Here is a 25,683-nt window from a genome sequence, read left to right on the forward strand (position 1 = left end):
AGCCGCTCAAACGTACGCTGCCGAACAGGTCAACCTTTCGAATTGTGCAGAGCAAGTAGTTTGTAAGCAGTGAGATTGCCTTCGTGCTTTGTCGCGACTTCCAACGGTTCTACCTCAAGGTCGCGCCACAGTTTTTCGTAGATCTGCGGGCTGATGATGATCTCGCTCAATCCAGCCGCGGCGCAGTAGCGCGTCGTCATGTTCACTGCATCGCCGATGATGGTGAACTCCATACGATCGACCGAACCAATGAAGCCGTGAATTACCTCGCCCGTGTGGACGCCGATGCCGATCTCGCAAGCCCGTTCGCCCTTCGCCTTACGCCTCTCACTGACTGCCCGGGTGACCTCCATCATATCGATGGAAGCCTTTGCGGCCTCCTCGGCGTGACGTGGATGAGCCTCCGGGCTTCCAAAGACGACAAGCAATGCGTCGCCGATAAACTTGTCGATGGTCCCCTGGTGACGGAAGACACATTCAACCATCGCGGCAAAGTAGTCGTTGAGCAGCAGGAGCAGGTCGTCGGTGTCCATGCTGGCGGCCATGATGGTGAAGCCTCTGATATCGGCACAGAGGATCGACACATTCGACCGCTCGCCGCCTAATTTGAGTCGTCCAGCCTGTGCGCGTTGAATAAGGTACGTACGCACCTGCGGCGAGAAGTTCGTCATCAAACGTTCCAGCACGTGGATCTTTTGCGCGACCTCTGCTTTCAGGTCGCGATTCGCGAGAACAAGGCCGATCTGGTGTCCAAGCGATGCGGCGAGGAAGAGGTCCTCCGCAGTCAACCGTGATGCAGCACTCTTCGAGTTCAGGCAGATGACTCCGAATGATTTGCCGTCGGCGATGATAGGTGCATAAACTCCGGACTCCAGGTGACTCTCGAACTGCGTCTTGCTTAGATTCTGCTGGCGCTGCCAGATGAAAGCCTTCTTCTCCTTAAGCGCTTGGAGTGCGGATGATTTGCTCAGCGAGACATTTCCACGTGGCATGTGCGCCTTTAAATCGAGGTCACCTGTTATGGGATCGACAATCAGGATCGCACCGTGCGTCGCTCGGGGAATAAAGCTAAGGATCTTTTCGGTCAATGCCTGCAGGAGCGTGCTCATGCTTCCGCTCGGACCGGCCTCCCAGGCGAGTTCACAGAGCGTGGCGAACTTCGGCCCCACGATGCTCCAGTTGATCTGGGATTCTAGAACCGTATTCGCATCCAGCGTGTGAAGGACGATATCCCTGGTCTCGGGCCCGTGGAAGTTTGGTGAAACCACAAACGGCGAGGGAACTGGTGGCGCAGGCGCGGGAGAACCCGGGCGCAACAGACTCGATATGAGCTGCGCAGCTATTGCCGGCGTAATGCCAAAGAGGGGATATAGCTCTTTGCTGCACATGAGAAAGCCGCCGGCCAGATGACGCAGGCGGGTGAGAGAGATCGACTCCTCCGTTGCGGCGATGCCAGCCTGTTCGAACGCTCGTTTGCATATCTCTGACCTTGAGATTGCGGCACCGCTGGATTGATGGGATGGCATCGCCATCATGTGCTGCACGTCTGCAGGCGTCTGCAAGCGTTGAAGGATTTCGTTGGCTTTCAGTCCAAATGATTCGAACGACTTGGCCACCTCGGCCAACTCCGGCGCAGTGTCCAGGTCTTCGAAATGAGCGGTATCTCGCAGCGTCGTGAGAGAGAAAATAGTGGTAAGAAAATGTTTCGGCTCGATAAGAGTCTGGTCGCGTTTCGCGATTAGCGCGGCCATTCTCCAAACCATCCAGATTGCGGGGGAATAGTTCATCGTCCCCTCAGCTTTGAATGCTCCATAGCGGTCAAAATGACCCTTTCGTGGTCATAAATGTGGGCGACCATTCCATTGCGAGCTACCGACGGCTAAACGAGCTGGGCTACCGATTCTGTACGCGTCATTATATGCAAAGGCCGTCAGGGCATGCGCAAATAATCGAGCGCAAGGTGGGCAATGAGATTGGTTAGCTAAATCAAGCTCCGCCAGCGTGCGATGAATACCCACAGTGACGATGCTGGTAGAAGCGCTGTCGACGGAATTGAGAGCAGATCCAATCTTCCCGATAGCACTGGGCGGCGGGAGCTTCTCTGATCATTCTTTGCGTTGGAGCCTGCTGCGTACTAAACTTTAGAGTAGGGAAGAGTGGCCGAGTGGTTGATGGCTCCAGTCTTGAAAACTGGCGTACCTGAAAGGGTATCGGGGGTTCGAATCCCTCCTCTTCCGCCATTTAGTCTGTTCAGAACATTTATGAGCGCGAGATGCTCGCGAAATGTTGTCGAATCACGCGATTTCGTTACATCTAGCTCAAAGCGGTGCGCCAGAGATTTCGCGATCCGTTCCTAACTCAGCCAAAATTTGCCCGTTTCTCCGGTCGGCTCATCGCGGAGATTATCCTGCATGAATCTTCTTCCGCCTCAAACAATCAGGAATCCGCACCGCCCTCGCCTCCTCCTCCGCCAAAGCCGACCCTCTGGACTGTTTATCGCTCTTCCTCCGTGCCCACCTGGCGCTTACGAAGAAGGCCCGTAGTGGGTGAGGGCGCTTTGGTCGAAGCGTTCGAGGAGTTCGGCTACGTCCTTGTAGACCTCGATGCAGCCCGCGTCGAGGAGTTCTTGGCGGGACCAACCGCCGGTGGTGACGCCGATGATGCGAATGCCTGCCACGCCGCCGCATGGAGAGACGCCTTCGCCGTCATCGACAGAGCCAGTTGCTTTCGATGAGGGTTCCGTCGATGTCGGATAGGACGGCTCTACCATGTGACCCACCTTTGGGGTCTCAGGCGGACGAGTAAGCGCTATGTTGGCGAGCTAAATCCCCCGCGAGAGCGAAGAGTGGGTCAAGCCAGTTTTTCGTGTCGGGTTCAGAAGGGACGGTTAGGTACCCGCCCTGCCCGTTCTATAGGTTTTTAGCTCTGTTACCGGTGACGAGGCGCAAGAGCAAGGTGAGAAGGATTGCGCCGACGATGGCGACTATGACGGTGTAGATCAGGCCGCCTGATCCGGCGTAACCGAGCTTCTGCATGATGAAGCCACCTACGATAGCTCCGATGATGCCGATGACGATGTCACCGATTGCGCCGTAGCCGCTGCCCTTCATAAGTTTGCCGGTAAGGAAACCAGCGATGAGGCCAACAATGATCCACCAGATAATAAACATTTCTTACTCTCCTGAAGGTTGGGATAGGGGCCTGAGCAGCCGTGCTTGGCGTGGCGTTCGGATCGATACCTGCGGCTCACATTCGACGGGTGCACTCTGTCAGAGAACATTCTCTCCTGGGGAGTTGTTCGTGTTTAGTATTTTGTGCCTGGATTTGTTCATAAAGCCTAGTTGGATTATGTCGGCTCGGGAGGGAAGGCGGTTCGTGAGTTGTGCAGATTTTTTTGGGCGGGGTGTTGTGGTGTTTTACAGGGGGTTTTGCGTAAAAGAAGTGTTTTGAGGTGGTGTTTTGATGGTGAAATCGTGGTGAGTTGCGTGGTGGATGTGGTGTTTTGATGGTCACTAATTTGAGGCATGAATCATGCGCCACGTTTTTGAGATTTAGTTTTGGGTTTCCCGTTTTGGGAATTTGGTTTGTGGCTAAGGGCAGGGCTGGTGCCGATCACGTGTTCTCTTCCGACACCCAGAGGGCGCACGAAGAGGGTCAACTCTGCCGGCTTGGTGGAGTTGACCTGTTCCCGGCGTTCTAAGCCTACTGGCATGGTTGGATTTTATCGGTTCGGGAGGGAAGGCGGTTCGAGCTTCGCACGAATGCCTAAATCTCAAGATCGAGATATGAGGGCACCCGAAGTTAGATCTGGGCCAACCACCACCCAAGGCTAGATGTGGGCCACCCGCCCAAATGTTAGACTGTTTTGCCATGCCACACGGTGCCACAACCCTGCTGAGCGAGAAGCTGGACGCTGTCGCGATCGACATTGAGGCCATCGACCGGCTGATCAACTCGGAGCCGCTGGACACATCCGACCAGCTACTCGCGCTACGCACGATACAGGAGTTATATCGGCGCCTTGCCGACGACCTGCGTGTCGCCATCTCCCTCTTCGAGTGAATCTCATAGCGAACCTGAGAGAGGAGAGCGGTTCGTGCTTTCGCACGAATGCCCACTCATGCGGTGAGACTGCATGAATGGGGCACCCAGGGTTGTGGGTTGAGTTTATGTATGAGCCACCCGCCCCATGAGAGAATTGGTCTGCATTCGATGAAAACTGCCAGAAGCCTTGTTATGAGAGGACCGATTGCCTAGTCGCCTGACTATCGATAAGTTTAGCGTAAGGAACTTTCGAAGCATAATAAGCTGTGACGTTGACTTGGCGCCTCTCACTTTTTTTGTGGGAGCAAACTCGTCTGGAAAAACAAGTTTTCTCGATGCACTAAGTTTCATTTCCTCTGTAGTAAGCACATCCCTCAAGAGAGCAGTTGCTGATCGCAGAGGCGTACATCCGATTCTTCACTACCCTCCAACCTTTCCGAGCGCATCTGAATTTAAATTCTCCATTTCTTCGACATCCGGAACAGCGTTCAAATACGATCTTTCCCTTGTGTTTGAAAAAAGTGGTGAGGCCTCGGTGTTGCGTGAGGAATGCCGAATCAGAACTTACGAAGGGATCGAACACTTTTATCTTGTCGAAAATGGATCAATAGAAGGTTCTGCGCCAAAATTTCCTGATTTCGATGCTGAGTTTACTCTTTTGTCTAAGGTCTCTGCCTGGGCTGAATACGACGTGCTCTACGGCCTGCTAGCTGGGATGATGATTGTAGAACCCGCAACAACTGGCGTATATGAAACTGCAAGGCGATTATGGGAGCGTTCAGGGAAAATGAATAAGGCTTTAAAAGCCATTCGGCAAGGGAATTCTCTGGCGTCAAGTGATTCCGAACATTCTGAACAAAGTCTAACTGCACGTTTCAAAAAATTACAAACCGATCATCCTGAACGTTTAGAAATAATCCTTCAGTATTTGCGAGCGATTGCTCCACCATTTGATCGAATTCAACTTCACGAAGCTAATGATCTTACATGGTTGAGGTTTATTGATAAATTCCCTTCAGGTAAGCAATCGTCATACGACATGGCCTCTGTTTCATCTGGTCTCTTAAACTCAGCTAATTTACTCGCACAATTGTTCAATTCAAATGATGTTGACAAACCAATGCCGCCGATCGTTGTTGAAGAACCGGAAGCTCTCTTGCATCCAGGGGCGATCCACGTTATCAGAGAAAGCTTTTTTGAAGCGAGTGAAATTCGCCAAGTTTTAGTTACAAGCCACAGCCCCGAATTATTAGATGAAATTCCACCGGAATCAATTCGCAGTGTTTACAGAGATGAAGCGGGCACGCACATCATACCCTTAGACGAAGCAACTAAATCCGTACTCAAAGATCAGCTGTACACCGCTGGCGAGTTGCTGCGCCAAGGCGGCCTCATAAGGCGGCCCGATTGATGGCAAATGTAATGTTGAAGGTCGGTATCATCGTTGAAGGTGAAGGAGAAGTAAAGGCGGCCCCACTTCTTATCAGGCGCCTCGCGCAATCTCGAAACCCCGCCCAAGAACTATCTACGGAAGTGCGCAGAATTCCAAAAAGCAAGCTTTTGAGGCCCTGTGAATTCGAAAATGCAATTGAGGTATTGTCGCGGCAAATAGGTAGATCGAATCCGATTCTCGTGGTCCTTGACGCCGACGACGATTGCCCAGTCGATCTCGCACTCGGGCTATTGTCGCGAGCCCGGACAGCACACGGTGATATCAAAGTTTCTCTCGTCGTTGCTAATCGTGAATACGAAGGTTGGTTTTTGGCTGCCGCTTCATCCTTGGCACGCAAGGGTCATATTAGGTCGCCATTCAAAATTGTCGTCAATTGTGAATCCGTGCGAGGTGCGAAAGAATGGATTACGACACAAAGATCTCAGGGTGACCCGTATGTTCCCACTCGTCACCAGGCAATATTTTCTGCTGTCATTGATCTTAACGAAGCTAGGGGCGCTCCATCCTTCCGCAAACTAGAAAAAGAAGTTGCCCTGATGATAGATGCGCATGTAAACAACCATTCGTGAAACATGTCTAACTACTAGTTCACACGTTGGGTGAACTGTCGCGAATACCAGAGGTGATGACGTTTTCGAATTCACTCTTATGGGTCAATAAGGATTGCGTCAGGTTATCTTCAACAATGCGCGTCGTCGTAATTGCTGAAATGGACGAACTACTCCACAGTGACGGATTTCGCTAGGTTTCGGGGTTGGTCTACGTCGCAGCCTCGGCGGACGGCTATGTGGTAGGCGAGGAGTTGGAGGGGGACTACTTCGAGGATGGGTAGGAGTAGTTCGGGGGCCTGGGGGATGTAGATGGTCTGCTCGACGAGCTGGCTGATCTGGTGTCGCCTTCGATGGCAATGGCGATGACGCGGCCGGAGCGGGCGGTGACCTCTTGAATGTTGGAGAGGGTTTTTTCGTACTTGAGGACGCTGGAGGGATCGTTGGGGTTCTTGGTGGCGATGCAGACGACGGGGAGGGATTCGTCGATGAGGGCGTTGGGGCCGTGCTTCATCTCGCCGGCGGGGTAGACGGCTCTACCGCCTCGTGCGATCGACGTGGTTCATGCAGTTGGATCTTGGCGGTGGATCGCCTGAACGCACGTCCCTGAGAAAAATCTTTGCAGAGTTCTTCTCGGCTGAAAAGGATGCCCTATTTGTTGTCGGCCAGCAGCCCGTCAAAGAGCATAGAGATACAACATCCTGTCAGCGCTCGAGTGGCTCAAGCAGAGGGGCGCTCGGCTTTACTTCCTCGATCGCTGGAATGAAATCCGGCAAGATCTTTGCCTTCGCTGCTTGCTCATACGCGTAGCCGTATCCGAGCAGACGCGCTTCGCTCCACGCTGGCCCAATGAAGGATAAACCTACCGGAAGTCCCAGCACCGCGCCCATGGGCACGGTCAAGTGCGGATAACCCGCCACCGCAGCTAGTCCGCCCGCACCTCCACCGCTGATCTGATCTCCGTTCGCAACGTCTATTTTCCAGGCTGGCGGCATGGTTGGGGACACCAGCGCATCCAGGTGGTTTGCCGCAAGCATTGCATCGATCCCATCGTGTCCGGCAATCCTAAGAGACAACGCGCGTGCAGCTTTGTAGGCAGGATCGTCCAGCCCCTTTGTTGCCTCGGACTTTATGAAGGTTTCCTGACCGAAGAGGGCGAGCTCGCGTTGTGCGTGATTTGTGTTAAATGCGATCACGTCAGCGAGCGAGCGCGTCTTCACAGTCTCGGGGGTTGTCGCGAGATAAGCGTTCAGATCCGCCTTTAGCTCAGTGTGGAGCACTAAAGTCTCCGCTTCGCCGATCTTGTCCCGGTCCTTCAGTTCCGTGATATCGACAAGGGTCGCGCCCTGCTTTTTCAGCACCGTCAGCGCCTGTTCAAACACCTCGTCGGTCTTCACAGACCAGCCTGTTGCGAAGCGCAGCACACCAATCCGCGCACCCTTTAGAGCATAGGGCGTTAGCGCCGCCAGATAGTCGGCAATGTGCGCATCGGCGTCCTTTGTTGCCGAGTCCGCGGTGTCTGTACCCGCAATTACGCTGAGCACCCGCGCCGCGGTTGTAACATCCATAGCAATCGGCCCGGCGGTGTCCTGACTATGACTAATAGGGATGATCCGCGTCCGACTGACCAGACCAACTGTAGGTTTCAATCCAACCACGCCGTTCACAGCCGCCGGGCAGGTGATCGATCCATCAGTCTCGGTGCCGATGGCAGCCTCAACCTCGCCCGCGGCCACCGCGGCCGCGCTGCCGGAGGAGGAGCCACAAGGATTCCGGTCTAGAGCATACGGATTGCGCGTCTGGCCACCCACCCCGCTCCAGCCTGAGATCGAAGCATTGGAACGAATATTCGCCCACTCAGACAAATTTGTCTTACCGAGAATCACCGCATCCGCCCCGCGAAGGCGAGCAACTAGAGGCGCATCGCGATGCGTTACGTTGCCGAGGAGCGCCATGCTCCCAGCGGTTGTTGGCAGCGGCCCATCCGCTTCGATGTTGTCCTTCAGCAAAATTACGTGTCCGTAAAGCAGCCCCCGCGCCTTTCTCTGCCGGTCGATTGCTCTAGCCTGCTCAAGCGCCGTCGGGTCGAGCGCGAGCACCGCATGAATCTTCGGATCTAGTGTCTTTACTCGCGCCGTTGCTGCCTTGGTCGCCATCTCAGCGCTGGACGGTTCATTCGCGGAGGTGTTTGGAGCTAAAGTCTGCGCAGCGCACGAAACCGTTAACAAAAGGGTGAGCAAAGTTGAAGTCATGTCGTATGTTCTCACCTTCAAACACGGCATGCTAGATCACTACTCACGAATCTCTGGGTTAGTCAGCACAAAGTCCTTCATCCCGGCGGGTAATGGCGCAACTGTTACCGACAAGCTCACCACACAACGGGCGACTGATCCGGCGACCACTACGATAACCATGTACCTTAGTTGCGCCATGAACCAGAAATACCCGCACCACTACTCCGGGCGCTCGCGCACACCCGGAACGGTGATTGCAGACTCAGAGATCTGTGGCAAATGATCATCAGGATCTGCCTCGGGCACTGTGCTGAGACCATCGATGAGGAGATCGATCTCAGGAATCTCGAAGCCAATCGCCTCGAGATCAAAATCGAGTTCCAGTTCGGAGAGGATCTTGAGTTGCTCGCCGAGCATCCGCTCATCCCAGGAGGAGTTCTCCGTCAAGCGGTTGTCGGCGAGCAACGTGCGTGGGACTCGGTGAGATGACTCAGACAAATCGCGGGTACGGTGTCCCATCCGAGCTTGCGCGCGGCCATGAGTCGCCCATGACCCGCGATGACCTTCTGCTCGTCATCGATCAGCAGCGGTACGTTGAATCCAAACGACTCGATGCTCTGAGTGATCTGGCGGACTTGTTTGTCGCTGTGAACCCTGGGGTTTCGCGGATCGGGTTTCAGCGATGTAGTACGGAGATAAGTAACTTCCAATTGCGTTATCGGCGATTGCATTTTTTCACCTTTGTTCCTGAAGCAAAGTAGCATACGCATTTAAATGACCTCTCTCTGTCTTGGCGCCGAGACTGACGCCAACGCCAATTCTTCTATTCGATGTTCTCGATAATCGCCTTGTTTGGAGCGGGCTTTAAGCAGATTGAGGGCAAGCGACAATTCTTGGCGCCGACGGGCGCCAAGGAGTCGATTTTCACTATCTAGTTTTTTGCCTATTCTCGAGACGGGAAGCTTGCGGAAGCCGACGTCTGGTCGGCGTCAAGAGCCACTGGAAGTCTTCAACCTGTCCGTAGTAGTCAAGGTCGATGGCCGCGTGTTTGGGATCGTCTGGAACTTTTGGCGCATGTGAGGACGCCACGGCTATTCCGGTGCGGAGTCCAGGAGAATGCCTCATCCATATCCGAGGGACCTACCGACGAGAAGCGGCCGCGCTGCTAGTTACTGGATTGACGTCCTTAAATGCGCTGGAGCTTTTGAAGATTAAGCCAACCAAAATATTCTTGATCGTGAGTGCAGCCGGAGCTGTGGTTAGTACGCGATCGAGATTGCGTGTGCTCACGACGCAAACGTACTTGCAGTCGTCCGATTCGAGACTAGAGATCGTAGAGCTAAATGCAGAAGAGCTTCGTTTAGATCTGCGCAGCGGGTGGTCTAAGCCCGCCGGGCGAATGCGCGGCCAAATTTGAGCCGAGTCCCATAGCTTCCCGGACTCATTGCGGAACTTTTGTATTGCTGCGTTTAAGCCCGGATGCGTATCGAGGAGCGCGTCCGCACCTGGTGCAGCATCCTCCATCTCCGCCCCGTATAAGATGTGCGTAGCCCTTCACCGCCCAGAGAGGGACGCGCCCATGGAATTGTCGAGTATCCCGAGGAGAATCTTCGCGACGACACTGTGTTTCATGGGAGCCAGATTTACTGCCCTTGCAGCAGGTATCCCGCTTATTGATTCAGAGATTACAGGCTCTTTCTATTTTAAAATACTAGTCCTCGTCGGCGAGGGTGCCTGCCACGGCAACTCGGTCGCGAGTGCGCTTCATCCATGGAGACTTCGAGTTCGGATTTCCATTCTTGCATTCGCAGCGGCGCTGACCGCGCTGTCTATCCTACCGCCGATAGCACACGCGGATAGTCGAACCAGTTTCCCAAGTGTGACACAACAATCTCATCGAGCCCCTCCTGGCGTTCGATTGCCGGTAATCGATGGCAATGATATACGCTTCTCGCGCCTCTCCACGGCTCAAGGCTTGTCCCAAACTAGAGTCAGTCAGATCGTAGAGGACAATCGGGGATTCATCTGGTTCGGAACACAAAACGGTCTGGATCGTTATGACGGATATGAATACAAGGTATTCACCCACGATCCTGCACGTGAGAACAGCTTAGGCTGTGTTTTTATCCATTCGCTATTCAAGGATCGCTCCGGCGCACTCTGGGTCGGGTGCAATAGCACTCTGGACAGGTTCGACCCCGTTACAGAAACATTCACTCACTATCAGATCGACACCCGGGGTCAAGGCGAAGTCGCGAACGCTGTCGACCAAATCAGTCAAGATCGAGCCGGCATGCTTTGGCTGGCAACTGGAAAGGGCCTACTCAGGCTAAATCCAGACACTGGCGAAATCACTCATTACGTCCACGACCTGTCAAACACGTTTAGCCTGAGCAGCAATAGAGTTAAATGCACTCTGGAAGATAGCAGTGGCCGATTTTGGGTGATCGACGGCGATGACCTTGAAGAGTTTGATCGTGACCGCGGACGGGTCCTCCTGAGAATCCAATGGGGTGAGAGCACACATTACGCTTCTCTTTATGAGGATCACCGTGGTGTCCTGTGGGTTATTTTCACAGGCGGGAATGGGAGCGGAGTAGCCGTCCTTAATCGAAATATCAATCGTCTGATTTCTTATTCGCTTTATGACAAAGAATCTGGCAAAGAAATACGCGATGGGTTTTTGGCAATGCTTGAAGACAGGAACAAAACGCTCTGGTTCGCAAGCCTCGGTGCCGGATTGCTGAAGTTTGACCGCGAGCATCAGATTTTTATCCGTTATCAGAATCATCCCAACGATCTAGAGAGTCTCGCCGACGACCGAGTGATCTCGCTATGCGAAGACCACGAGGGGAATATTTGGGCGGGCTTGCATGCGAGGGAGCCAAACTTCTTTCGCACTGAGAATCAACCATTCATGCGTCTGTCTCGTAACCAAAACAATCCCGACAGCCTCGGTGAGACGTTCGTGAACACATTCTACGAAGATCACGAGGGTGTCTTGTGGACGGGGAGGACAGGCGCTCTAAATCGCATTGATCGTCGATCTGGGCGATCCATTTCTTACCTTCCTCCTGGACCGAGACTCTCAAATGACATAATCGCGATCAACGAAGACGCTTCGGGAGTTCTCTGGGTAGGCACATTCGACTGGGGGTTAAGCCGGTTCGATCGAAGGACAGGCCACTATAAAACTTACCTGCACGAGCCAGGCAACTCATCGAGTTTGAGTAATAACACCGTGAGTCAATTGCTCCTGGATCATAAGGGCACGATGTGGATCACAACCTGGAACGGTCTTGATCGATTTGACCCCAAGGCCAACAGTTTCGTTACTTTTAAGCGGGATAAGACGAGTGACGAGGAGGCGTATTTCAATATTGTAGAGGATCAAACCGGGTATTTCTGGATGGGTAGCAGGGGGGCGCTTAACCGTTTCGACCCGAAAACGCATCAATTCACTGTTTATCCATACAAAGCCGGTGATGCCAAATCTCTGAGTAGCGACGAATCCGTTAATTCAGTCTACGTAGATCATTCGGGGACCGTTTGGGCCACCACTCCAAGCGGATTGAACAAGTTCAACCGCGAAAGCGGAACGTTCACTCACTACTTCGTGAAAGATGGTCTGCCCTCTAATTGCCTGAGCTGTATTCTCGGAGACAAGGCAGGCATGATTTGGATGGGCACGAGTCAGGGTCTATCCAGATTCGATCCGATCGCGAATAAGTTTACGAACTACTCCACAGTCGATGGGTTACCCGGTAATGACCTTACAGGTTGGGGGGGCGCTTGCATCAAGAGTCGAAGCGGCGAGATGTTTTTTGGCGGGTTTAGCGGCGACGTGGCCTTCTTTCCCGATAAGGTTGTGGATCGACGTGATCCACTTCCCCTGGTTCTGACCGATTTTCGGTTGGCTGGGCATTCGGTAGAGGTTGGGAGCAATTCTCCTCTCCAGAAGTCGATTAGCTACGCCAATGATGTGACACTCAGTCACGACGAAAACATTTTTTCACTGAGTTTCGCAGCCCTCACTTATTTCAATCCTGCTGCTAACCGGTATCGATACAAGCTGCAGGGGCTGGAAGACAATTGGACTGAAGTTGGCAGCGATCGGAGGAATGCGACCTACACGACTTTGCCAACTGGCAAGTACACATTCCTCGTGCAGAGCGCCACCAGACAAGGAGCTTGGGGCGAACCTGGCGTAGCACTAACAATCAGTATCTTGCCACCGTGGTGGGCCACTACCTGGTTTAGGTTATTTGTCGTTGTGTTCATCCTTGCCATAGTTGGTTTGCTCTACAAATTGCGCCTGAGACAGTTGGATCGGGAATTCAATGCGCAGTTGGATGCGCGCGTCGCCGAGCGGACACGCATCGCGCGGGATTTACACGATACTCTGCTGCAGTCTTTTCATGGCCTGATGTTTCGGTTTCAAGCGGCTCGCAACATGTTGCCGCGCAGTCCGGAAAATGCAATGCGAACTCTCGACCAAGCGATTTCAAGCACACGGACTGCTCTCACCGAGAGCCGCGACGCAATTCACGACATGCGTTCCGACCCGTTTACAGATGGAGATTTGGCTGAGTTGTTGGAGGCAGAGAGTAAAGAACTAGCGGCAGTCCCGGGCGCAAATTTGAACTCGCCAGCTTTCCGAGTTATCGTGGAAGGCGAACCGCAAAAGTTAACTCCCGACCTCCATGACGAAGTGTACAGAATCGCTCGAGAAGTGATGCGAAATGCCTTTCGGCACGCTGCTGCCTCTAAGATCGAAGCCGAAATCCGCTACGACAGGAATCAGCTTCGTTTGCGAGTGCGCGATGATGGTAAAGGTCTCGATCCCAAGGTACTCGAGGTGGGCCACCGGCCTGGCCACTGGGGCCTGGCGGGCATCCATGAACGCGCGCAGCAAATCGGAGCGCAACTTAGGATCTGGAGCGAAGCCGGAGCGGGAACAGAAATTGAATTGACGATACCCTATATCAAAGCCAAAAATGGGCGTAACGATTCCAGATTCAAGCTATTTCGCAAGGACAGAGCGCTGTGAGCAACGTTCCCGATCTAATCCGAGTTCTCAGCGTAGACGACCATCCTCTCCTGCGCGAAGGGATTGCAACGCTAGTGAATGCCGAAGCTGACATGAAGTTGGTCGCGGAGGCTTCCAGCGGACAAGAAGCGGTTCAACTGTTCCGGTTGCACCGTCCGGATGTAACCCTGATGGACCTTCAGATGCCAGGCATGAATGGTACGGAAGCTATCGTCGAAATTCGACAGGAATTTCCCGATGCGCGCGTCATAGTGTTAACGACCTACACAGGTGATGCTCAAGTATTGAGGGCGCTGAAAGCAGGTGCCCGTGGTTATTTGCTAAAAGTGGATGTTCATCTCGAACTCCTGGACGTGATTCGCGCCGTCCATGCCGGACAAAAAAAAATTCCTCCTCAAGTGGCAGCGGAACTGGCTGAACATGCCGGGGATGATTCTTTGAGTCAGCGCGAAATCGATGTGCTACGCCTGATCGCCACCGGACACTCCAATAAACTGATTGCTGACCGACTCTCGATCGGCGAATCAACCGCCAAAACCCATGTGGCAAATATATTGTCCAAGCTGAGCGCCAATGATCGAGCTCATGCGGTCACCATTGCGACAAAGCGTGGAATTATCGACCTGTGAATCGGCCGAAATGAGGATTCGGCGATCGCCTTTCCAGCCGTTTCCAGCGATGTTGCAAGACTATATCCTTGTGTCGAAAAGAGGTGTGTCTGCAACGTTTATTCTCAACCTTCGCTAACGGATTTCCTGGGATCGGACTGCTGCTCCAGCGCTCAATTACGGCGGCCGCTATCGGATGTTCTGTGTTTGCACGTTTTCACGGGATGCCACAACTCGCCTTGATAACACTGCTAATAGTGGACAGTATTGCTGCGCTTCTTATCCTCGTGGGGTTGTGGACCCCAGTTGCGGGCACTCTGATAGCGTGCTGTGAGTTTGGGATCCTTGTCTCAGGAGCCGGAGAGTTCTGGCTTCATCTTGTCCTGGCGACCTTTGGAGCTACTCTCGCTATGATCGGGCCCGGCGCTAGGTCTATCGATGCGCTTCTTTTCGGCAGAAAACAGATCAAGTCCCTCCCTCATTAGTAGTCAACTGCGGTGGGGATCGCAACGGAGTCGCCCAATCTGATGATTTTTAAAGCGTGCGATTTGCCGTTTTCTGGAACGGCATAACTGATGACCTCAAAAGCCCCCGATTTGCCGTTTCTGAAACTCCGCAATCAGCACACAATAACGTCAATCGAGCAGACGGCACAGCTCAAATTTAGCGAGCCACCTCGAAGCCACGGGCGTGGCCTGAACGTGATCCAAGAACAGCAATGCGATTCGGGAGGTTCCATGCAATCCATTCGAACTTTCATGACAACCCAGGCAAGTCCCGCAACCTTTGTACCAATAGCGCAGACGGAATTTCAATATCACTATCAACACAACTCCGAAGGTGAAAACGGCCCGAGTGTGTCTCTGCAGGTTAGATCAAGGACTGCGACGAAAGCGGCCCATAGCAGCTTGCCTTCCGATTGTTTGGGAATCGGTTGCAAAGAGATCCATACAAGCGCCAAGCCGCGATTCGAAGATAGGATTGTGCATATTGTTCGGAATGATCCCGCGGGAACCAAAAGTCTTGCAGACTTCTTTTTGTCGGAGAGATTGAGCGTTGTTACTTTCAGGACCGCTGCGGATTACATGACGGCGCCACGGGACGATCGACCGACGTGCTTGATCCTCGATTTGGACCTTCCCGACCTGCACGGGCTAGATATTCAAAGCAGACTAGCAGATAAAGGTGCTCCTCCTGTCGTCTTTGTTACATCACATTGCGATCCCATCTTCGTGGTGCGCGCAATGAAGAGTGGAGCAATCGACTTCATGCTGGAACCTGTCGACTATGGCAACCTCATGTCGGCCGTTGAGCTGGCTTTCATCGAAGACCTGAAAAATCGTAATGCGCGCATCGAGCTTTCTTCTTTGCTGGCGAGGTGGTGGTCTCTTACACCAAGAGAGGCAGAAGTCTTTCACTATACCGTTGCAGGCCTCCTGAACAAGCAAGCTGCTGCGGAGTTGGGCGTCGCAGAGAATACCTACCAGGTTCATCGGGGCCGTGTCATGCGAAAGATGGAAGCAAATTCACTTGCAGACCTTGTACGTATGTCTACGAAACTCGAACCAATACTTCCGAAGCCCTGCCGTACCAGAATTTGCTATGGGACGGCCGTCGAAGTTCCCGTGAGAATCGAGAAGCTTCGACCACACTTGCAGTCAAAACGTAACGAATCAAAGAGAGCGAGTGCACTCAAGCCTTATTGATCACAGAAGCTGCAGCCTCAACGACTGCGATGTCCTGCTCTATCGTTCCCGCGCTGGCGCCTACGGCGCCGATGATGTCGCCATTGAAGACGACAGGAATTCCACCACCAAATATGACAACCTTTCCAGCGTTACTCTCTTGAATGCCATAGAGCGGCTGACCCGGCTGAGAAAGTGCCGCTAGATCGGATGTTTTCTTATCGAAGATTCTGGCGGTCTTCGCCTTATCGATGGCGAGATCTATGCTGCCGATGAGCGCTCCATCTTGACGCACAAACGTCAAGAGATGTCCACCTGCGTCAACAACTGCAATATTGTAGGCAATCCCTAACCTCGCAGCCTCTGCTTCTGCCGCACCTATCATTCGTTTTGCATCATCAAGCGTTAGCGTGTCATAGGCTCTCGGCATATACTCTCCTCCATTCCTAGTTGATCCTGGCCATCGTATGTAGGTCTGACGGTTATTCCAAGAGCTTTTGACGATCTGCTAATGTACCGCCGTGCCACCCTTTAGGCGCATAAACGACATTCCATGCCAAACCTAAGCCGGAGAAGGCCGAGCTGTATATTCACTCTTCATGGAATTGCAGGTTATCAAGTCTGGAATTACAAACAAATACGTGCTGCGATTCGAGACATCGTGTGTAGCTCGGATATCGATATACCAACTTGAAGTACGTCCGCTATAACCGCTGCAGACCATACAGGTCATTGGCTTTGGAGATTGAGAAGAGGATTGTTCTATGAGCTCGGTGACGATAACTGCAGAGTTGCAGGTAGCGCCGGACAAGGTTTGGCAACTCATCGGCGGCTTTGGCTCTCTACCCGACTGGATACCCTTCGTAACTCAATGTGAGCTCACCGATGGCGGTCGCGTCCGTCACCTTACGGCGGCAGACCAGAGTTTCATTGAGAAGTTGGAAAAATATGATTCCGAAGATCGCAGCTATAGCTATTCCATTGCGGAATCGCATTTCCCGGTCACCGATTATCTATCTACACTACGGGTAACCGCGATTGATTCTGGGCACGGTTCTCGAGTGGATTGGTCCGCTCGCTTCACTGCAGAGGCCGTCGGCGAAGAAGAAGCACAGGGGATCTTCAAAACCATTCTTTCCGATGGTCTGAACGCACTCATCGCACATTACGCAGGCAAAGAATAGAACGACCACCTGCGCACGAAATTCTTCGAATGATACGCGCCATTCTGTACCGCTAATCCAGGGGCGGGGCGAACTTCGCCTGGTACTTTTTCACAGACGGCACCGATCTCCTGTTTGCGAGTCAATTGAAACAGGGTCTTCTTAGGTTGTTTGATCCCAAGAAAGGAGTAACACAATATGCTGGCTGCCAGGATGCGTGAGTATCATAAACCCCTCGTAATCGAAGACATCAAGGTTCCCGACATACTACCCGATCAAGTCTTGGTTAGAGTTGGCGGGGCCGGTATGTGCCGTTCGGACGTGCAGCTGATCGACGGTTACTTTGCGGAAGCCCTGAAAACCAAATTTCCTATTACACCTGGACATGAAATTTCAGGTCTTGTTTCAGCAATCGGGGATCGGGTGCCTGAGTCTGCGCAATTGGCTGTCGGAGATCAGGTCGTGGTTGCCGCAGGTTGGGGGGATGGGATTTGCCGTCAATGCCGTTTAGGGAATGAGCAAATTTGCGAGCATGGGAGTTGGCCAGGGTTCGGACCTCCGGGAGGCTACGCCGAATTCGTTCCAGTTCCATATAGACAGCTTATCCGTGTTGAGCAGAGATTAAAGTGGGAAGAACTTGCACCTCTAACAGATGCAGGTGTGACACCTTACCGTGGAATTAAGAAATTGAGGGCGGCAGGTGTGTTTGGCCCCGATCGAGTGATGGGCGTCTTTGGAGCAAGCGGACTGGGAAGTTACGCAGTTCAATACGCTAAGTTGCTCTCCTCGGGCGCTACCGTCGTTGTATTCGCCAGGAATGATGAAAAACTTGCGATTGCAAAAGAACGTGGGGCGGACGTCACAATCAATACTCGCGGCAAATCGCTTAACGATATCCAGGGCGAACTGTTCAAACTGACCGGACATCGCAAACTTGATGCAGCCATCGACTGCGTTGGGGCCGAGGAGACCATTCAGGCCGGCATCGGTCTGCTCGCTACAGCTGGAGCATTCGTATCGGTTGGGTTGGTGGGCACTAGGATTAATATTCCGCTGTTCCCTTTTACCGCTAGTGAACTGACCTATCACGGTTCATTCTGGGCTAACTACGCTGATCTACAGGAAGTACTGGCTCTTGCACAGAAAGAAAAAATTCAGCACTCCATCAAGCGAATCAAATTTCAAGACGTCAATGAGAATCTTGAATTGCTTCGTGCTGGAGACATCATCGGTCGCGCGGTGATCGTGTTCGATGTCGATTCAGATTCACCGGCGCCTCATAAATAACCAAGGCGAAATCGGGGAAATTTAAAAGGGTACCGCGAGGTACTCTTTTTGATTCTCCACTCAGATAAATCTAGTCAGGTCCTTTGATACCACAACCCGTCGCCAAGTCATGAACCGTCACATCCAATCTATGAACACAAGCTGGGCCGGCAAACAGCAGCCCCGCAACCTTTTTTGCGGTCTGTGCGCCTCTAAACCAGATATCCGCGCGCCGTCGCTATGCCGACGGCATGAGTTCGATCAGATGCTCCCAACTTGAGCATGATGCTCTTCATGTGCGCTTTGACGGTCGCCTCTGTAATCGATAGATGTGAGGCGATTATCTTGTTCGACAATCCTCCGGCTACTTCTCGAAGCACCTCAACTTCGCGGTCGCTGAGTTCATCTTCGGCGTAATGGTCAGCGAGTTCAGCTGCGACCTGCGAAGGTATGTATCGCTTTCCGGCGTAAACCGTGCGAATCGCCTCCAACAAATCTCGCCGGATCATGCTCTTTAAAATGTATCCAGTTGCGCCGCCTTTGAGGGCACGTCGAGCCAGGACATCACCTCCGTAAGTGGTCAGCACGATTATCCGGGCTTGTGGATGTTCTCGCCGGATGCTGGCGATTGCTTCTAGTCCGTTCATATCTGGCATCTGCAGGTCCATCAGGGTGACGTCCGGCAATAGGCTGCGGAAAATCTCGATCGCTTCGCGACCACTCCCTCCCTCCCCGACGACTAGCATGTCCTTTTCGTCCTGGATTACAGCCGAGATGCCGGCACGCAGCAAACTGTGATCGTCGATCGTAAGAATTCTTATTTGTCTCATGGTTGACCTCTCCGTGCAGGTGCTCCAAGACGGCTGTTTGATAGTTAACTAAACTGCAGCATTATTTCGTGGAAATGCAAGCGCGGCTGGAATTACAAGCTCGATCTCAGTACCGGCGTCAGCGCGAGTCCATATCTTCAGCTCAGCACGAATTGCCTTGGCTCGTTCGTGCATGCCGATAAGACCCCAATGACCGGGGCGACCGTTGGCTAACAAGTCATCCTCTATGCCGACGCCGTCATCTCGAACGCGGATGCGCAGGAAGTTGGAGTCATATACGATCTCGACTTCGATCCTCGCAGCCGACGCGTGTCGAAATGCGTTTCTCAACGACTCTACTGCGATGTCGTACGCTTCATCCTGCACGGCGGACTCGAGCGGCCTTTGCGCGCCAATGATGGTGAGGACAAAATTAGCAGTATGGTCCTGGCTAAGTTCTCTTCCGCATTTTTCAATTAGCTTCGGAAGCTCATCCTCTTCCGTCGAGCGCTGGCGAAGTTTGCGAACACGTTGACGTGCTTCGGATAAGGTCTCATCCGCACGGTCAAGCACCTCCTCCATTGTCTTCCGTAGTGGGTCCTGAACATTCAGCTTCTTCGCGACTCCTTGAACCTGTAATGCAATCCCCTGGAATCCCTGTAGAAGCGTATCGTGCAACTCACGTGCGATGCGCTCCCGCTCTTGTACCTGGGTCAGTATGCGTTCCTGAGCATTTGCTGTAGCTTGCTTTAGCCGAAGAAGGTAAAGTCCCCACAACAGTCCGGCGGCAATAATTACCATTCCGGCTCTGAACCACCAAGTCTGGTAAAACGTGGGCTGAATAACAAACTCAGTCACAGCCCCGGTATTGTTCCAGACACCGGAGTTATTGCACGCAATTACATGAAATCGATATTTGCCGGGGGTCAGGTCCGTATAGAAAGCCTGGCGCCGCGTGACGGGCCCTTGCCAGTCTTTGTCATGGCCTTCGAGAAAATAACGGAAGAAAACTTTTTGAGGGATGGAAAAGCTTAGACCCGTGTAATCGATCTCCAGATTGCGTGGGTTGGGCGGAATGTGAGGCCGTCCGACTGCCTGATATAGTGTACCGTTCGCAATCAATTGTTCAACATGGACCGGCGGCGGCAGGCGATTCTCGTAGACGCGGTCAGGATCGATCGACTCGATCGTATTCCCATTTGCAAACCATAATCTTCCGCTGGGCGCTAATGACATTTGTGGCTGAGTACTAAAGTGCCTATTTGTCTCAACTCCATCTGACATATCGAAGGTGATCACCTTTGGCTGGAGTAGCTGACCGATGCGCCATTTTTGGAGTTCGGAAGCTTCCATCTTCAAGAGGCCACATCCGGATTGCATCCATAGCGAGCCATGGCGATCCTTAATGAAGGATAAAAGGTGGTTGCACGGAAGGCCGTTGTCTTGGTTGAGAAGTTGCCACCGTTTTTGATCCCAGCGAAGCAATCCATCCGCCGTCGCTAGCAGTAACGGATCAGCGGCATCGGAAATAACGTCCAGCACTGAGGTGGAAGTCTGACCGTCGGGAAGAGCATAGTCTTGTATTATGCCGTTTTTGTAGCGCATCAGCCGCCCGGTTCCAATGAGAATTCCTCCATCCTGATCTGCAACGAGAAGGCCTAAATTAGTTAGGCGATGCGGTAAAGGAACTTCCGCCTGGACACGTCGATCTCTGATGAAGAGCAGGTGCGTTTCAGAGAGTGCCAGAATGGTATGAGTGGAATCTTCAATGATTGCTGGAGTCGAATCGAGGCGGAGAACTTGCCCATCCCGGTCGAGGACTTTCTCAACTCTCCCCTCCTCATAGACCGATAACGAATTGCCAAGTCCGAGCCACAGGGCGCCGGCGTGATCCTGAAACATCGATTCGATTTTTCCGGGAAACTCAGGGCCCGGCGCGAATCGCAGATTTGGCCTGGGCCGCAAAATATCGGCTGATCTTTCCCCATCCCATTCCTCGCCGTCGTACGCTCCAGCCCATACGAAGCCGTCCCTCGAGGCAATCACAGCCGTAGCGTGGGCACTACTCAACCCTTCATCCTCTGAATACATCGTGGCAGGCAAGTTTCGAAACATATCCATCCCGCCATCTGTCGAAATCCAAATATTTCCCTCGTGATCCTCCATGATCCGAGCGACCTTGTGACCCGACAGGCCATTAGGTTTGGAAAAATGATCGACGGAGCCTCCGGAGACTCGGTAGAGTCCATCGTTCTCGGTACCGATCCAGACCGCTCCATCTCTGTCGACCAATAAAGCATTGGCTCTGAGACTGGAGCTGTGAAATCCTGCCGTCGAATACTCACTCCACGCTCCATTGTGGAGGTGCTGCACTCCAAACTGTGGGCCAACACCATCCATCGCCGCCCACACGTCGCCGGAATGATCCACGGCAACATCCACTATCGTAGGATGTTTGATCCCATTCAGATACTCTGTAGCCTTTGTTCCTCGTTTCCAGCGATACAGGCTTTCTCCGGCGATCCATAGGTAACCTGCCTGGTCTTCAGTGATGCCGGTGCCCTTCTTCGCCGGCATTCCGTCCGACGGCCCGTAACAACGCAGGCCGCCACCGGCGACTTCGCACACCGCGCCTTTACCCTCTGGGACCCGGTAACGAGTCACCCAAACCTTTCCAGCATGATCTTCCAAGATGGCATTGATACCTGCACGATCAGTCGGCTCCTGAATAGATAGCTTTCCGTCTATGACGCTAGCTAATCCTGCGCTTCCTCCAACCCAAAAAGTTCCATCGTGCGAGCCGAATAAAAAAGTTACCGACCTCCCTGCCCTTGGACCTTTAGGCGGCTTCCACTGAACGAATTGGATGCCATCGAAGCGAAGGAAACTTCCTCTACCTACCGTCCAGATGTAGCCATCTGCGGTCTGCGCTAATTCGTCAGCCGGCAATATGAAGCCGTCCTGTGTCCTCCAAGCCGTATGGCCATATTGGGAGATGAGCCGATTCGGATCGAGAGCACAAGCGTGGGTTGCCCAAAAAAGAGTCCCTACTACTAAGAGACACAGTAATTGCCAAAAACTTATTGAGTAGTTAGCCTCGTGCGGTTGCGTCGTCACGTCGTCCTCAATGAAGATTCTTCACGCATCTTCGGAGCCATCTGGGCACCTAGAGAAACCGCCCGCGTCACATCGAGCTCGGACCGCTTCTGTATGAGAACTCGTAGCTCTTGACTGCCATATGCGGAGAAACCGAGTATAGGGTGTCGGATCAATCCTCATATTAGCCGAAAGTATAGTCGTACAATGACCCAATTAGACTGGCCCCTGCGAATCGCAACTGATACTTTAGATTGCCGTGCAGAGACTTTTCTCCATCTTTCCAGCAGGAAGCGCCGGTGTCGCCCTTATCGTTTTGCGCTCCATCGTCGCAGTAAGGGTCTTCGCTGAGGCGCGGACACATTCGACCACGGACTGCGCGATCCCACTTGATATTCTCGCGTCAGTGGTGGGATTGAGTCTGTTTCTTGGCTTTTTGACGCCCTACTGCGCAGCCGTATGTTGCGTGGCGGAGCTCACGATCGTGGCGATGTCATGGGCACCGGATGTGTTTTCGCTCTGGATGTCCGCCCTGACGTCTGGGTCCGTTGCAGTGCTGGGCCCCGGCGCATACTCGGTGGATGCCAAGATCTTCGGTAGAAGATTGATTGAAGTGCCGTCTGGGAAGAAACCTCATTAGAGGCGTCGGGCCGAAACTTAAAGGGTTCCGAGGTGCCGATGAATGGCTGCTACCACAACGGACCCCTCTCCAACGGCAGAAGCAACGCGCTTGACCGATCCAGATCGGACGTCGCCAACTGCAAAGATTCCGCGCACAGACGTCTCGAAGAGCCCTCGTTCTTCAGATCCGAAAGATGTTCGCACAAACCCATTCGGATCGAGGTCTACGCAGTCTCTCAACCATGCGGTACATGGGTCTGCCCCGATCATTACAAAGAGATGCTCTGTTTCAAAACGAGTAATTTCTTCGTTAGCCACTGACTGCCACGTTACATGGCTCAGACGACTGGATCCTTCCAGACTCACCACCTCGGAACAGGGATGTAACGTGATCGACTTCGAGGCATGGATCCGCTGCACTAGATAGTCTGACATTGTGCTGGAGAGGTGCGGACCGCGAATCAACATGTGCACATGGCTTGCGCGCGTGGACAAGAACATTGCGGCTTGTCCTGCTGAGTTACCTCCACCTACCATCACCACCGGAAGACCAAGGCAAGAGTGAGCATCGATCGGAGTTGCCGAGTAGTGAACGCCAGTTCCTTCGAAGCGCTCCAGGCTTTTAACATTCAGCTTTCGATACCGCGCGCCAGTGGCGATCACGACAGATCTTGCTGCAACCGTGCTGTCGTCATCCAGGCTTACTAGAAAGGGCTCTTCGGAACAATCGATGCTTGCTGCGGTTCTACAAATAGCTACCGTTGCTCCAAATTTTTCAGCTTGCACTTGCGCCTGTTTTGCGAGCTCAGCGCCGGAAATGCCATTGGAGAACCCCAGGTAGTTCTCGATTCTCGAACTGGTCCCGGCTTGGCCACCGGCTGCATAGTTATCCAATACAAGCGTGCGAAGACCCTCCGAGGCCGCGTATACAGCGGTCGCGAGGCCTGCCGGCCCCGCTCCAACAACGAGAACGTCCCATGTAATTCCTTCACGCACGTCCTCCGATATGCCAAGCTTGTCTGCCAGAGCACGCAGTTCGGGACGCTTCAAAATCCACTTCCCCGAGATCACCGCAGGGAGATCAGAGTCCCGCAAACCTCTCTCCTGAATGATCGCTTGCCCATCGGAGGAGCGCTGCGTATCGATCACGCGAAATGGATAGGAATTGGCCGCTAGAAAACGTGCGAGCTTCTCTGAATGACTGCTTTCTCCATCAGCGATCAATGTCAGACCGCCAACTCCAATCTGAACGAACCATTGCCGGCGTTGCACAATTGTCCTGACGACTAGTTCGCCGATATCGGGCTGTGCGATGAGGAACTCTCGTAGGCGCTCTCTCGGAATTCGGAGGACACTGCTCCCTTTCAATGCGCGCGCTGCGATCAGCGTCTCCCTTTGATTCAAGAGATTGAGCTCTCCACTGAACTCACCAGGTTCGAGGGTGATGAATTGCTCTTCTCCGTTGATCGGCTCCGGCCAAAATGTTTGGACTATCCCTTCCAGCACGATATAAAGATCGGCAGCACGCTCGCCCTGGCGGTACAGCCGCGTATCGGAGGTGTAGCTCCGCTGAATCCCGTATCGTGCGGCATTCGCCAGCTGGTCCGGGGACAACTTCGCGTAGGCTCCGGGAGGAACTGTGAACGGATGTAAGCGCTCGATACCTTCAAACGTAGCCATCATGCCTCCAGAAATACCTTAGGTTCTGAGAGCATAGAGCGTTCGTCTCACACTCGCCATTCCAGCTTCATTGAACGGTTTGGGAATTCACTGAACCGGCCCGAGAACGCACCATACCAACTCTCTGCGAAGGCTATTCTGCGCACGTGAATAGCGGTTCGTCTTCCATGATCCTCGTATATTGTCCTTGCTCTCAACCTTGCATCGACATTCGTTGACCCAGCGCTGGCCTATCAGCAATGAAATTTAACATCGATCTGTAAACAGCGACTTTTTCCATTAACTCACCTCATGTTCCATGAACATGGAATTGGCATTCTCATCTGGAAATATCAAAGTGATTCAGTGTTGGTTTCGCAGGTGCGCTGGCGAATCACTCTCGGAAGCATCGGCCCCGAGCGCTTTTGCTGAGCATCAGCACGACCCGATCCACTGACGCTGGATCGGACACGAACATCGTGAGGAGTTGTATTCCTATGGAGAAAGTGCAGCACGCACCATCGGGTCGTTACGTCAGCCGAGAGACCTGCATTATCACTTCACCAAAACCATCGCCGTCGCGTTCTACAAACAACCCAAGATAGGAAAATAATATGACGAAATTCGCACAAACAGTGCTTGCAGGAAGTATCGGAGTAGCCACCGCCTTCGGGGGGGTGAGCCATGCGCAGACCGCGCCACCACCCGTCAAGAACATTCTTTTGGTACACGGCGCCTTCGCCGACGGGACGAGTTGGGGGAAGGTGATCCCGATCCTCGAGGCACGAGGCTTTCATGTTATCGCCGTGCAGAATCCACTCACTTCATTGGCGGATGACGCAAATGCCACGCGCCGCCTGATTGCATTGCAAGATGCTCCGGTGATCCTTGTCGGTCACTCCTGGGGTGGTGCTGTCATCACCGAGGTCGGCGATGACCCCAAGGTCGTTGGGCTTGTTTACGTCGCAGCATGGATGCCCGACGTTGGTAAATCCGCAAACCAAACCAGCGAGCCATTCGGTCCAACCCCAGTGCTCAAAGAAATCAAAGTCGATGCGCAGCATTTCGCCTCGCTGTCTGAAGATGGCGTCATCAATGACTTTGCGAATGGACTACCTATGGCAGAGCGGCGCCTCGTGCTTGCGGTTCAAGGACAGACTTACGGACCGATGTTCGATGAGAAGCTGACCCACGCAGCCTGGAAATCAAAGCCTTCGTGGCACGTGATTTCGATGAATGACCGCACTTTGAGCCCCGCCATGGAGGAGGACGATGCGAAACGCTCCGGTGGCGTCGCCGTCAAGCTTCCCACCTGTCATGTAGCAATGTTGCAAGAGCCGGAAAAGGTCGCGGACGTCATCACCGAGGCCGCCAAAAGTTCTCTTAAAGCAACTAAACCTTAGAGCAACGGGTGGAATGAACCTGTTGCAATGCATTCACCACATTA

General features: G+C 53.2%; 20 protein-coding genes, 1 tRNA gene and 1 pseudogene. 11 read left to right on the forward strand and 11 right to left on the reverse strand.

Translation table 11 applies throughout. From position 1 onward, the window contains the following. Positions 1-29: 29 nt before the first annotated feature. Positions 30-1,787, reverse strand: coding sequence for an adenylate/guanylate cyclase domain-containing protein (locus tag RBB82_RS11230; protein WP_433975220.1), 1,758 nt, complete (start codon positions 1,785-1,787; stop codon positions 30-32). A gap of 363 nt (positions 1,788-2,150) precedes the next feature. On the opposite strand from RBB82_RS11230, the gene RBB82_RS11235 reads away from it, so the two are divergent. After that, positions 2,151-2,240: transfer RNA gene (locus RBB82_RS11235), tRNA-Ser, on the forward strand. Between the two features lie 284 nt (positions 2,241-2,524). Here RBB82_RS11235 and RBB82_RS11240 read toward each other — a convergent pair. Continuing rightward, entirely contained in the window at positions 2,525-2,770 is a 246-nt protein-coding gene (locus RBB82_RS11240) for a hypothetical protein (RefSeq protein WP_433975221.1), read from the reverse strand. Positions 2,771-2,909: 139 nt separating this feature from the next. Then, positions 2,910-3,170 (reverse strand): GlsB/YeaQ/YmgE family stress response membrane protein, encoded by a 261-nt coding sequence (locus RBB82_RS11245; protein WP_433975222.1) that lies wholly within the window; start codon positions 3,168-3,170, stop codon positions 2,910-2,912. A gap of 700 nt (positions 3,171-3,870) precedes the next feature. Between RBB82_RS11245 and RBB82_RS11250 the strand changes: the two genes are divergently transcribed. The 3 genes from RBB82_RS11250 (at position 3,871) to RBB82_RS11260 (ending at position 6,066) form a co-directional block, all read left to right on the forward strand. After that, positions 3,871-4,062, forward strand: a complete 192-nt coding sequence (locus tag RBB82_RS11250) for a hypothetical protein (RefSeq protein WP_433975223.1) — start codon at positions 3,871-3,873, stop codon at positions 4,060-4,062. A gap of 187 nt (positions 4,063-4,249) precedes the next feature. Beyond that, positions 4,250-5,455, forward strand: a complete 1,206-nt coding sequence (locus RBB82_RS11255; protein ID WP_433975224.1) for an AAA family ATPase — start codon at positions 4,250-4,252, stop codon at positions 5,453-5,455. Then, on the forward strand, positions 5,455-6,066 hold the full coding sequence (locus RBB82_RS11260; protein ID WP_433975225.1) for a hypothetical protein: 612 nt from the start codon (positions 5,455-5,457) through the stop codon (positions 6,064-6,066). Before RBB82_RS11255 ends, RBB82_RS11260 begins: the two co-directional genes overlap by 1 nt. A 149-nt stretch (positions 6,067-6,215) precedes the next feature. Here the strand turns inward: RBB82_RS11260 and RBB82_RS11265 are convergent. From RBB82_RS11265 to RBB82_RS11280, 4 genes and pseudogenes are all read right to left on the reverse strand, one after another. Next, a pseudogene (locus tag RBB82_RS11265) lies at positions 6,216-6,574 on the reverse strand (SIS domain-containing protein); the annotation flags it as partial. Between the two features lie 175 nt (positions 6,575-6,749). Then, complete coding sequence (locus tag RBB82_RS11270; RefSeq protein WP_433975226.1) at positions 6,750-8,297, reverse strand: amidase; 1,548 nt, start codon at positions 8,295-8,297, stop codon at positions 6,750-6,752. 201 nt (positions 8,298-8,498) lie between these two features. Beyond that, positions 8,499-8,726: a hypothetical protein gene (locus RBB82_RS11275; RefSeq protein WP_433975227.1), complete on the reverse strand. Its 228-nt coding sequence runs from the start codon at positions 8,724-8,726 to the stop codon at positions 8,499-8,501. Further along, positions 8,723-9,010, reverse strand: a complete 288-nt coding sequence (locus RBB82_RS11280; RefSeq protein WP_433975228.1) for a ParB/Srx family N-terminal domain-containing protein — start codon at positions 9,008-9,010, stop codon at positions 8,723-8,725. Before RBB82_RS11280 ends, RBB82_RS11275 begins: the two co-directional genes overlap by 4 nt. 1,187 nt (positions 9,011-10,197) lie before the next feature. On the opposite strand from RBB82_RS11280, the gene RBB82_RS11285 reads away from it, so the two are divergent. The 3 genes from RBB82_RS11285 to RBB82_RS11295 all read left to right on the forward strand — a co-directional run bounded on the left by RBB82_RS11285 (position 10,198) and on the right by RBB82_RS11295 (position 15,643). After that, positions 10,198-13,329: a sensor histidine kinase gene (locus RBB82_RS11285; protein WP_433975229.1), complete on the forward strand. Its 3,132-nt coding sequence runs from the start codon at positions 10,198-10,200 to the stop codon at positions 13,327-13,329. Continuing rightward, the gene (locus RBB82_RS11290) at positions 13,326-13,958 is read left to right on the forward strand and encodes a response regulator (RefSeq protein WP_433975230.1); all 633 of its coding nucleotides are present in this window, start codon (positions 13,326-13,328) and stop codon (positions 13,956-13,958) included. The genes RBB82_RS11285 and RBB82_RS11290 overlap by 4 nt, the downstream gene beginning before the upstream one ends. A 737-nt stretch (positions 13,959-14,695) precedes the next feature. Next, positions 14,696-15,643, forward strand: a complete 948-nt coding sequence (locus tag RBB82_RS11295; protein ID WP_433975366.1) for a response regulator transcription factor — start codon at positions 14,696-14,698, stop codon at positions 15,641-15,643. Here RBB82_RS11295 and RBB82_RS11300 read toward each other — a convergent pair. Continuing rightward, complete coding sequence (locus RBB82_RS11300) at positions 15,630-16,052, reverse strand: GlcG/HbpS family heme-binding protein (RefSeq protein ID WP_433975231.1); 423 nt, start codon at positions 16,050-16,052, stop codon at positions 15,630-15,632. The two genes, RBB82_RS11295 and RBB82_RS11300, sit on opposite strands and share 14 nt — an antisense overlap. 334 nt (positions 16,053-16,386) lie before the next feature. Here RBB82_RS11300 and RBB82_RS11305 point away from each other — a divergent pair, with 334 nt between their 5' ends. Continuing rightward, the gene (locus RBB82_RS11305; RefSeq protein WP_433975232.1) at positions 16,387-16,806 is read left to right on the forward strand and encodes an SRPBCC family protein; all 420 of its coding nucleotides are present in this window, start codon (positions 16,387-16,389) and stop codon (positions 16,804-16,806) included. Between the two features lie 177 nt (positions 16,807-16,983). After that, the gene (locus RBB82_RS11310) at positions 16,984-18,072 is read left to right on the forward strand and encodes an NAD(P)-dependent alcohol dehydrogenase (protein WP_433975233.1); all 1,089 of its coding nucleotides are present in this window, start codon (positions 16,984-16,986) and stop codon (positions 18,070-18,072) included. 191 nt (positions 18,073-18,263) lie between these two features. Here the strand turns inward: RBB82_RS11310 and RBB82_RS11315 are convergent, their stop codons facing one another. Together RBB82_RS11315 and RBB82_RS11320 are read right to left on the reverse strand one after the other, a co-directional pair. Continuing rightward, entirely contained in the window at positions 18,264-18,881 is a 618-nt protein-coding gene (locus tag RBB82_RS11315; RefSeq protein ID WP_433975234.1) for a response regulator, read from the reverse strand. Between the two features lie 48 nt (positions 18,882-18,929). Further along, entirely contained in the window at positions 18,930-21,524 is a 2,595-nt protein-coding gene (locus RBB82_RS11320; RefSeq protein WP_433975235.1) for a sensor histidine kinase, read from the reverse strand. 691 nt (positions 21,525-22,215) lie between these two features. Here RBB82_RS11320 and RBB82_RS11325 point away from each other — a divergent pair. After that, positions 22,216-22,596, forward strand: coding sequence for a hypothetical protein (locus RBB82_RS11325; RefSeq protein ID WP_433975236.1), 381 nt, complete (start codon positions 22,216-22,218; stop codon positions 22,594-22,596). A gap of 17 nt (positions 22,597-22,613) precedes the next feature. On the opposite strand, the gene RBB82_RS11330 is transcribed toward RBB82_RS11325, so the two are convergent. Next, positions 22,614-24,260, reverse strand: a complete 1,647-nt coding sequence (locus RBB82_RS11330; protein ID WP_433975237.1) for an FAD-dependent oxidoreductase — start codon at positions 24,258-24,260, stop codon at positions 22,614-22,616. A 590-nt stretch (positions 24,261-24,850) separates the two neighbouring features. On the opposite strand from RBB82_RS11330, the gene RBB82_RS11335 reads away from it, so the two are divergent. Continuing rightward, positions 24,851-25,639 carry an alpha/beta hydrolase gene (locus RBB82_RS11335; RefSeq protein ID WP_433975238.1) on the forward strand — a complete coding sequence of 263 codons (789 nt, stop codon included), beginning with the start codon at positions 24,851-24,853 and terminating at the stop codon, positions 25,637-25,639. Positions 25,640-25,683: the final 44 nt, after the last annotated feature.

Source organism: Tunturiibacter lichenicola (assembly GCF_051013355.1).
GTDB classification, from domain to species: domain Bacteria; phylum Acidobacteriota; class Terriglobia; order Terriglobales; family Acidobacteriaceae; genus Edaphobacter; species Edaphobacter lichenicola_F.

Coding starts and splice junctions, on each gene's coding strand:
- RBB82_RS11230 (WP_433975220.1), bottom strand. CDS start 1,787: ATGAACTATTCCCCCGCAATCTGGATGGTTTGGAGAATGGCCGCGCTA.
- RBB82_RS11240 (WP_433975221.1), bottom strand. CDS start 2,770: ATGGTAGAGCCGTCCTATCCGACATCGACGGAACCCTCATCGAAAGCA.
- RBB82_RS11245 (WP_433975222.1), bottom strand. CDS start 3,170: ATGTTTATTATCTGGTGGATCATTGTTGGCCTCATCGCTGGTTTCCTT.
- RBB82_RS11250 (WP_433975223.1), top strand. CDS start 3,871: ATGCCACACGGTGCCACAACCCTGCTGAGCGAGAAGCTGGACGCTGTC.
- RBB82_RS11260 (WP_433975225.1), top strand. CDS start 5,455: ATGGCAAATGTAATGTTGAAGGTCGGTATCATCGTTGAAGGTGAAGGA.
- RBB82_RS11270 (WP_433975226.1), bottom strand. CDS start 8,297: ATGACTTCAACTTTGCTCACCCTTTTGTTAACGGTTTCGTGCGCTGCG.
- RBB82_RS11280 (WP_433975228.1), bottom strand. CDS start 9,010: ATGCAATCGCCGATAACGCAATTGGAAGTTACTTATCTCCGTACTACA.
- RBB82_RS11295 (WP_433975366.1), top strand. CDS start 14,696: ATGACAACCCAGGCAAGTCCCGCAACCTTTGTACCAATAGCGCAGACG.
- RBB82_RS11300 (WP_433975231.1), bottom strand. CDS start 16,052: ATGCCGAGAGCCTATGACACGCTAACGCTTGATGATGCAAAACGAATG.
- RBB82_RS11305 (WP_433975232.1), top strand. CDS start 16,387: ATGAGCTCGGTGACGATAACTGCAGAGTTGCAGGTAGCGCCGGACAAG.
- RBB82_RS11310 (WP_433975233.1), top strand. CDS start 16,984: ATGCTGGCTGCCAGGATGCGTGAGTATCATAAACCCCTCGTAATCGAA.
- RBB82_RS11315 (WP_433975234.1), bottom strand. CDS start 18,881: ATGAGACAAATAAGAATTCTTACGATCGACGATCACAGTTTGCTGCGT.
- RBB82_RS11330 (WP_433975237.1), bottom strand. CDS start 24,260: ATGATGGCTACGTTTGAAGGTATCGAGCGCTTACATCCGTTCACAGTT.
- RBB82_RS11335 (WP_433975238.1), top strand. CDS start 24,851: ATGACGAAATTCGCACAAACAGTGCTTGCAGGAAGTATCGGAGTAGCC.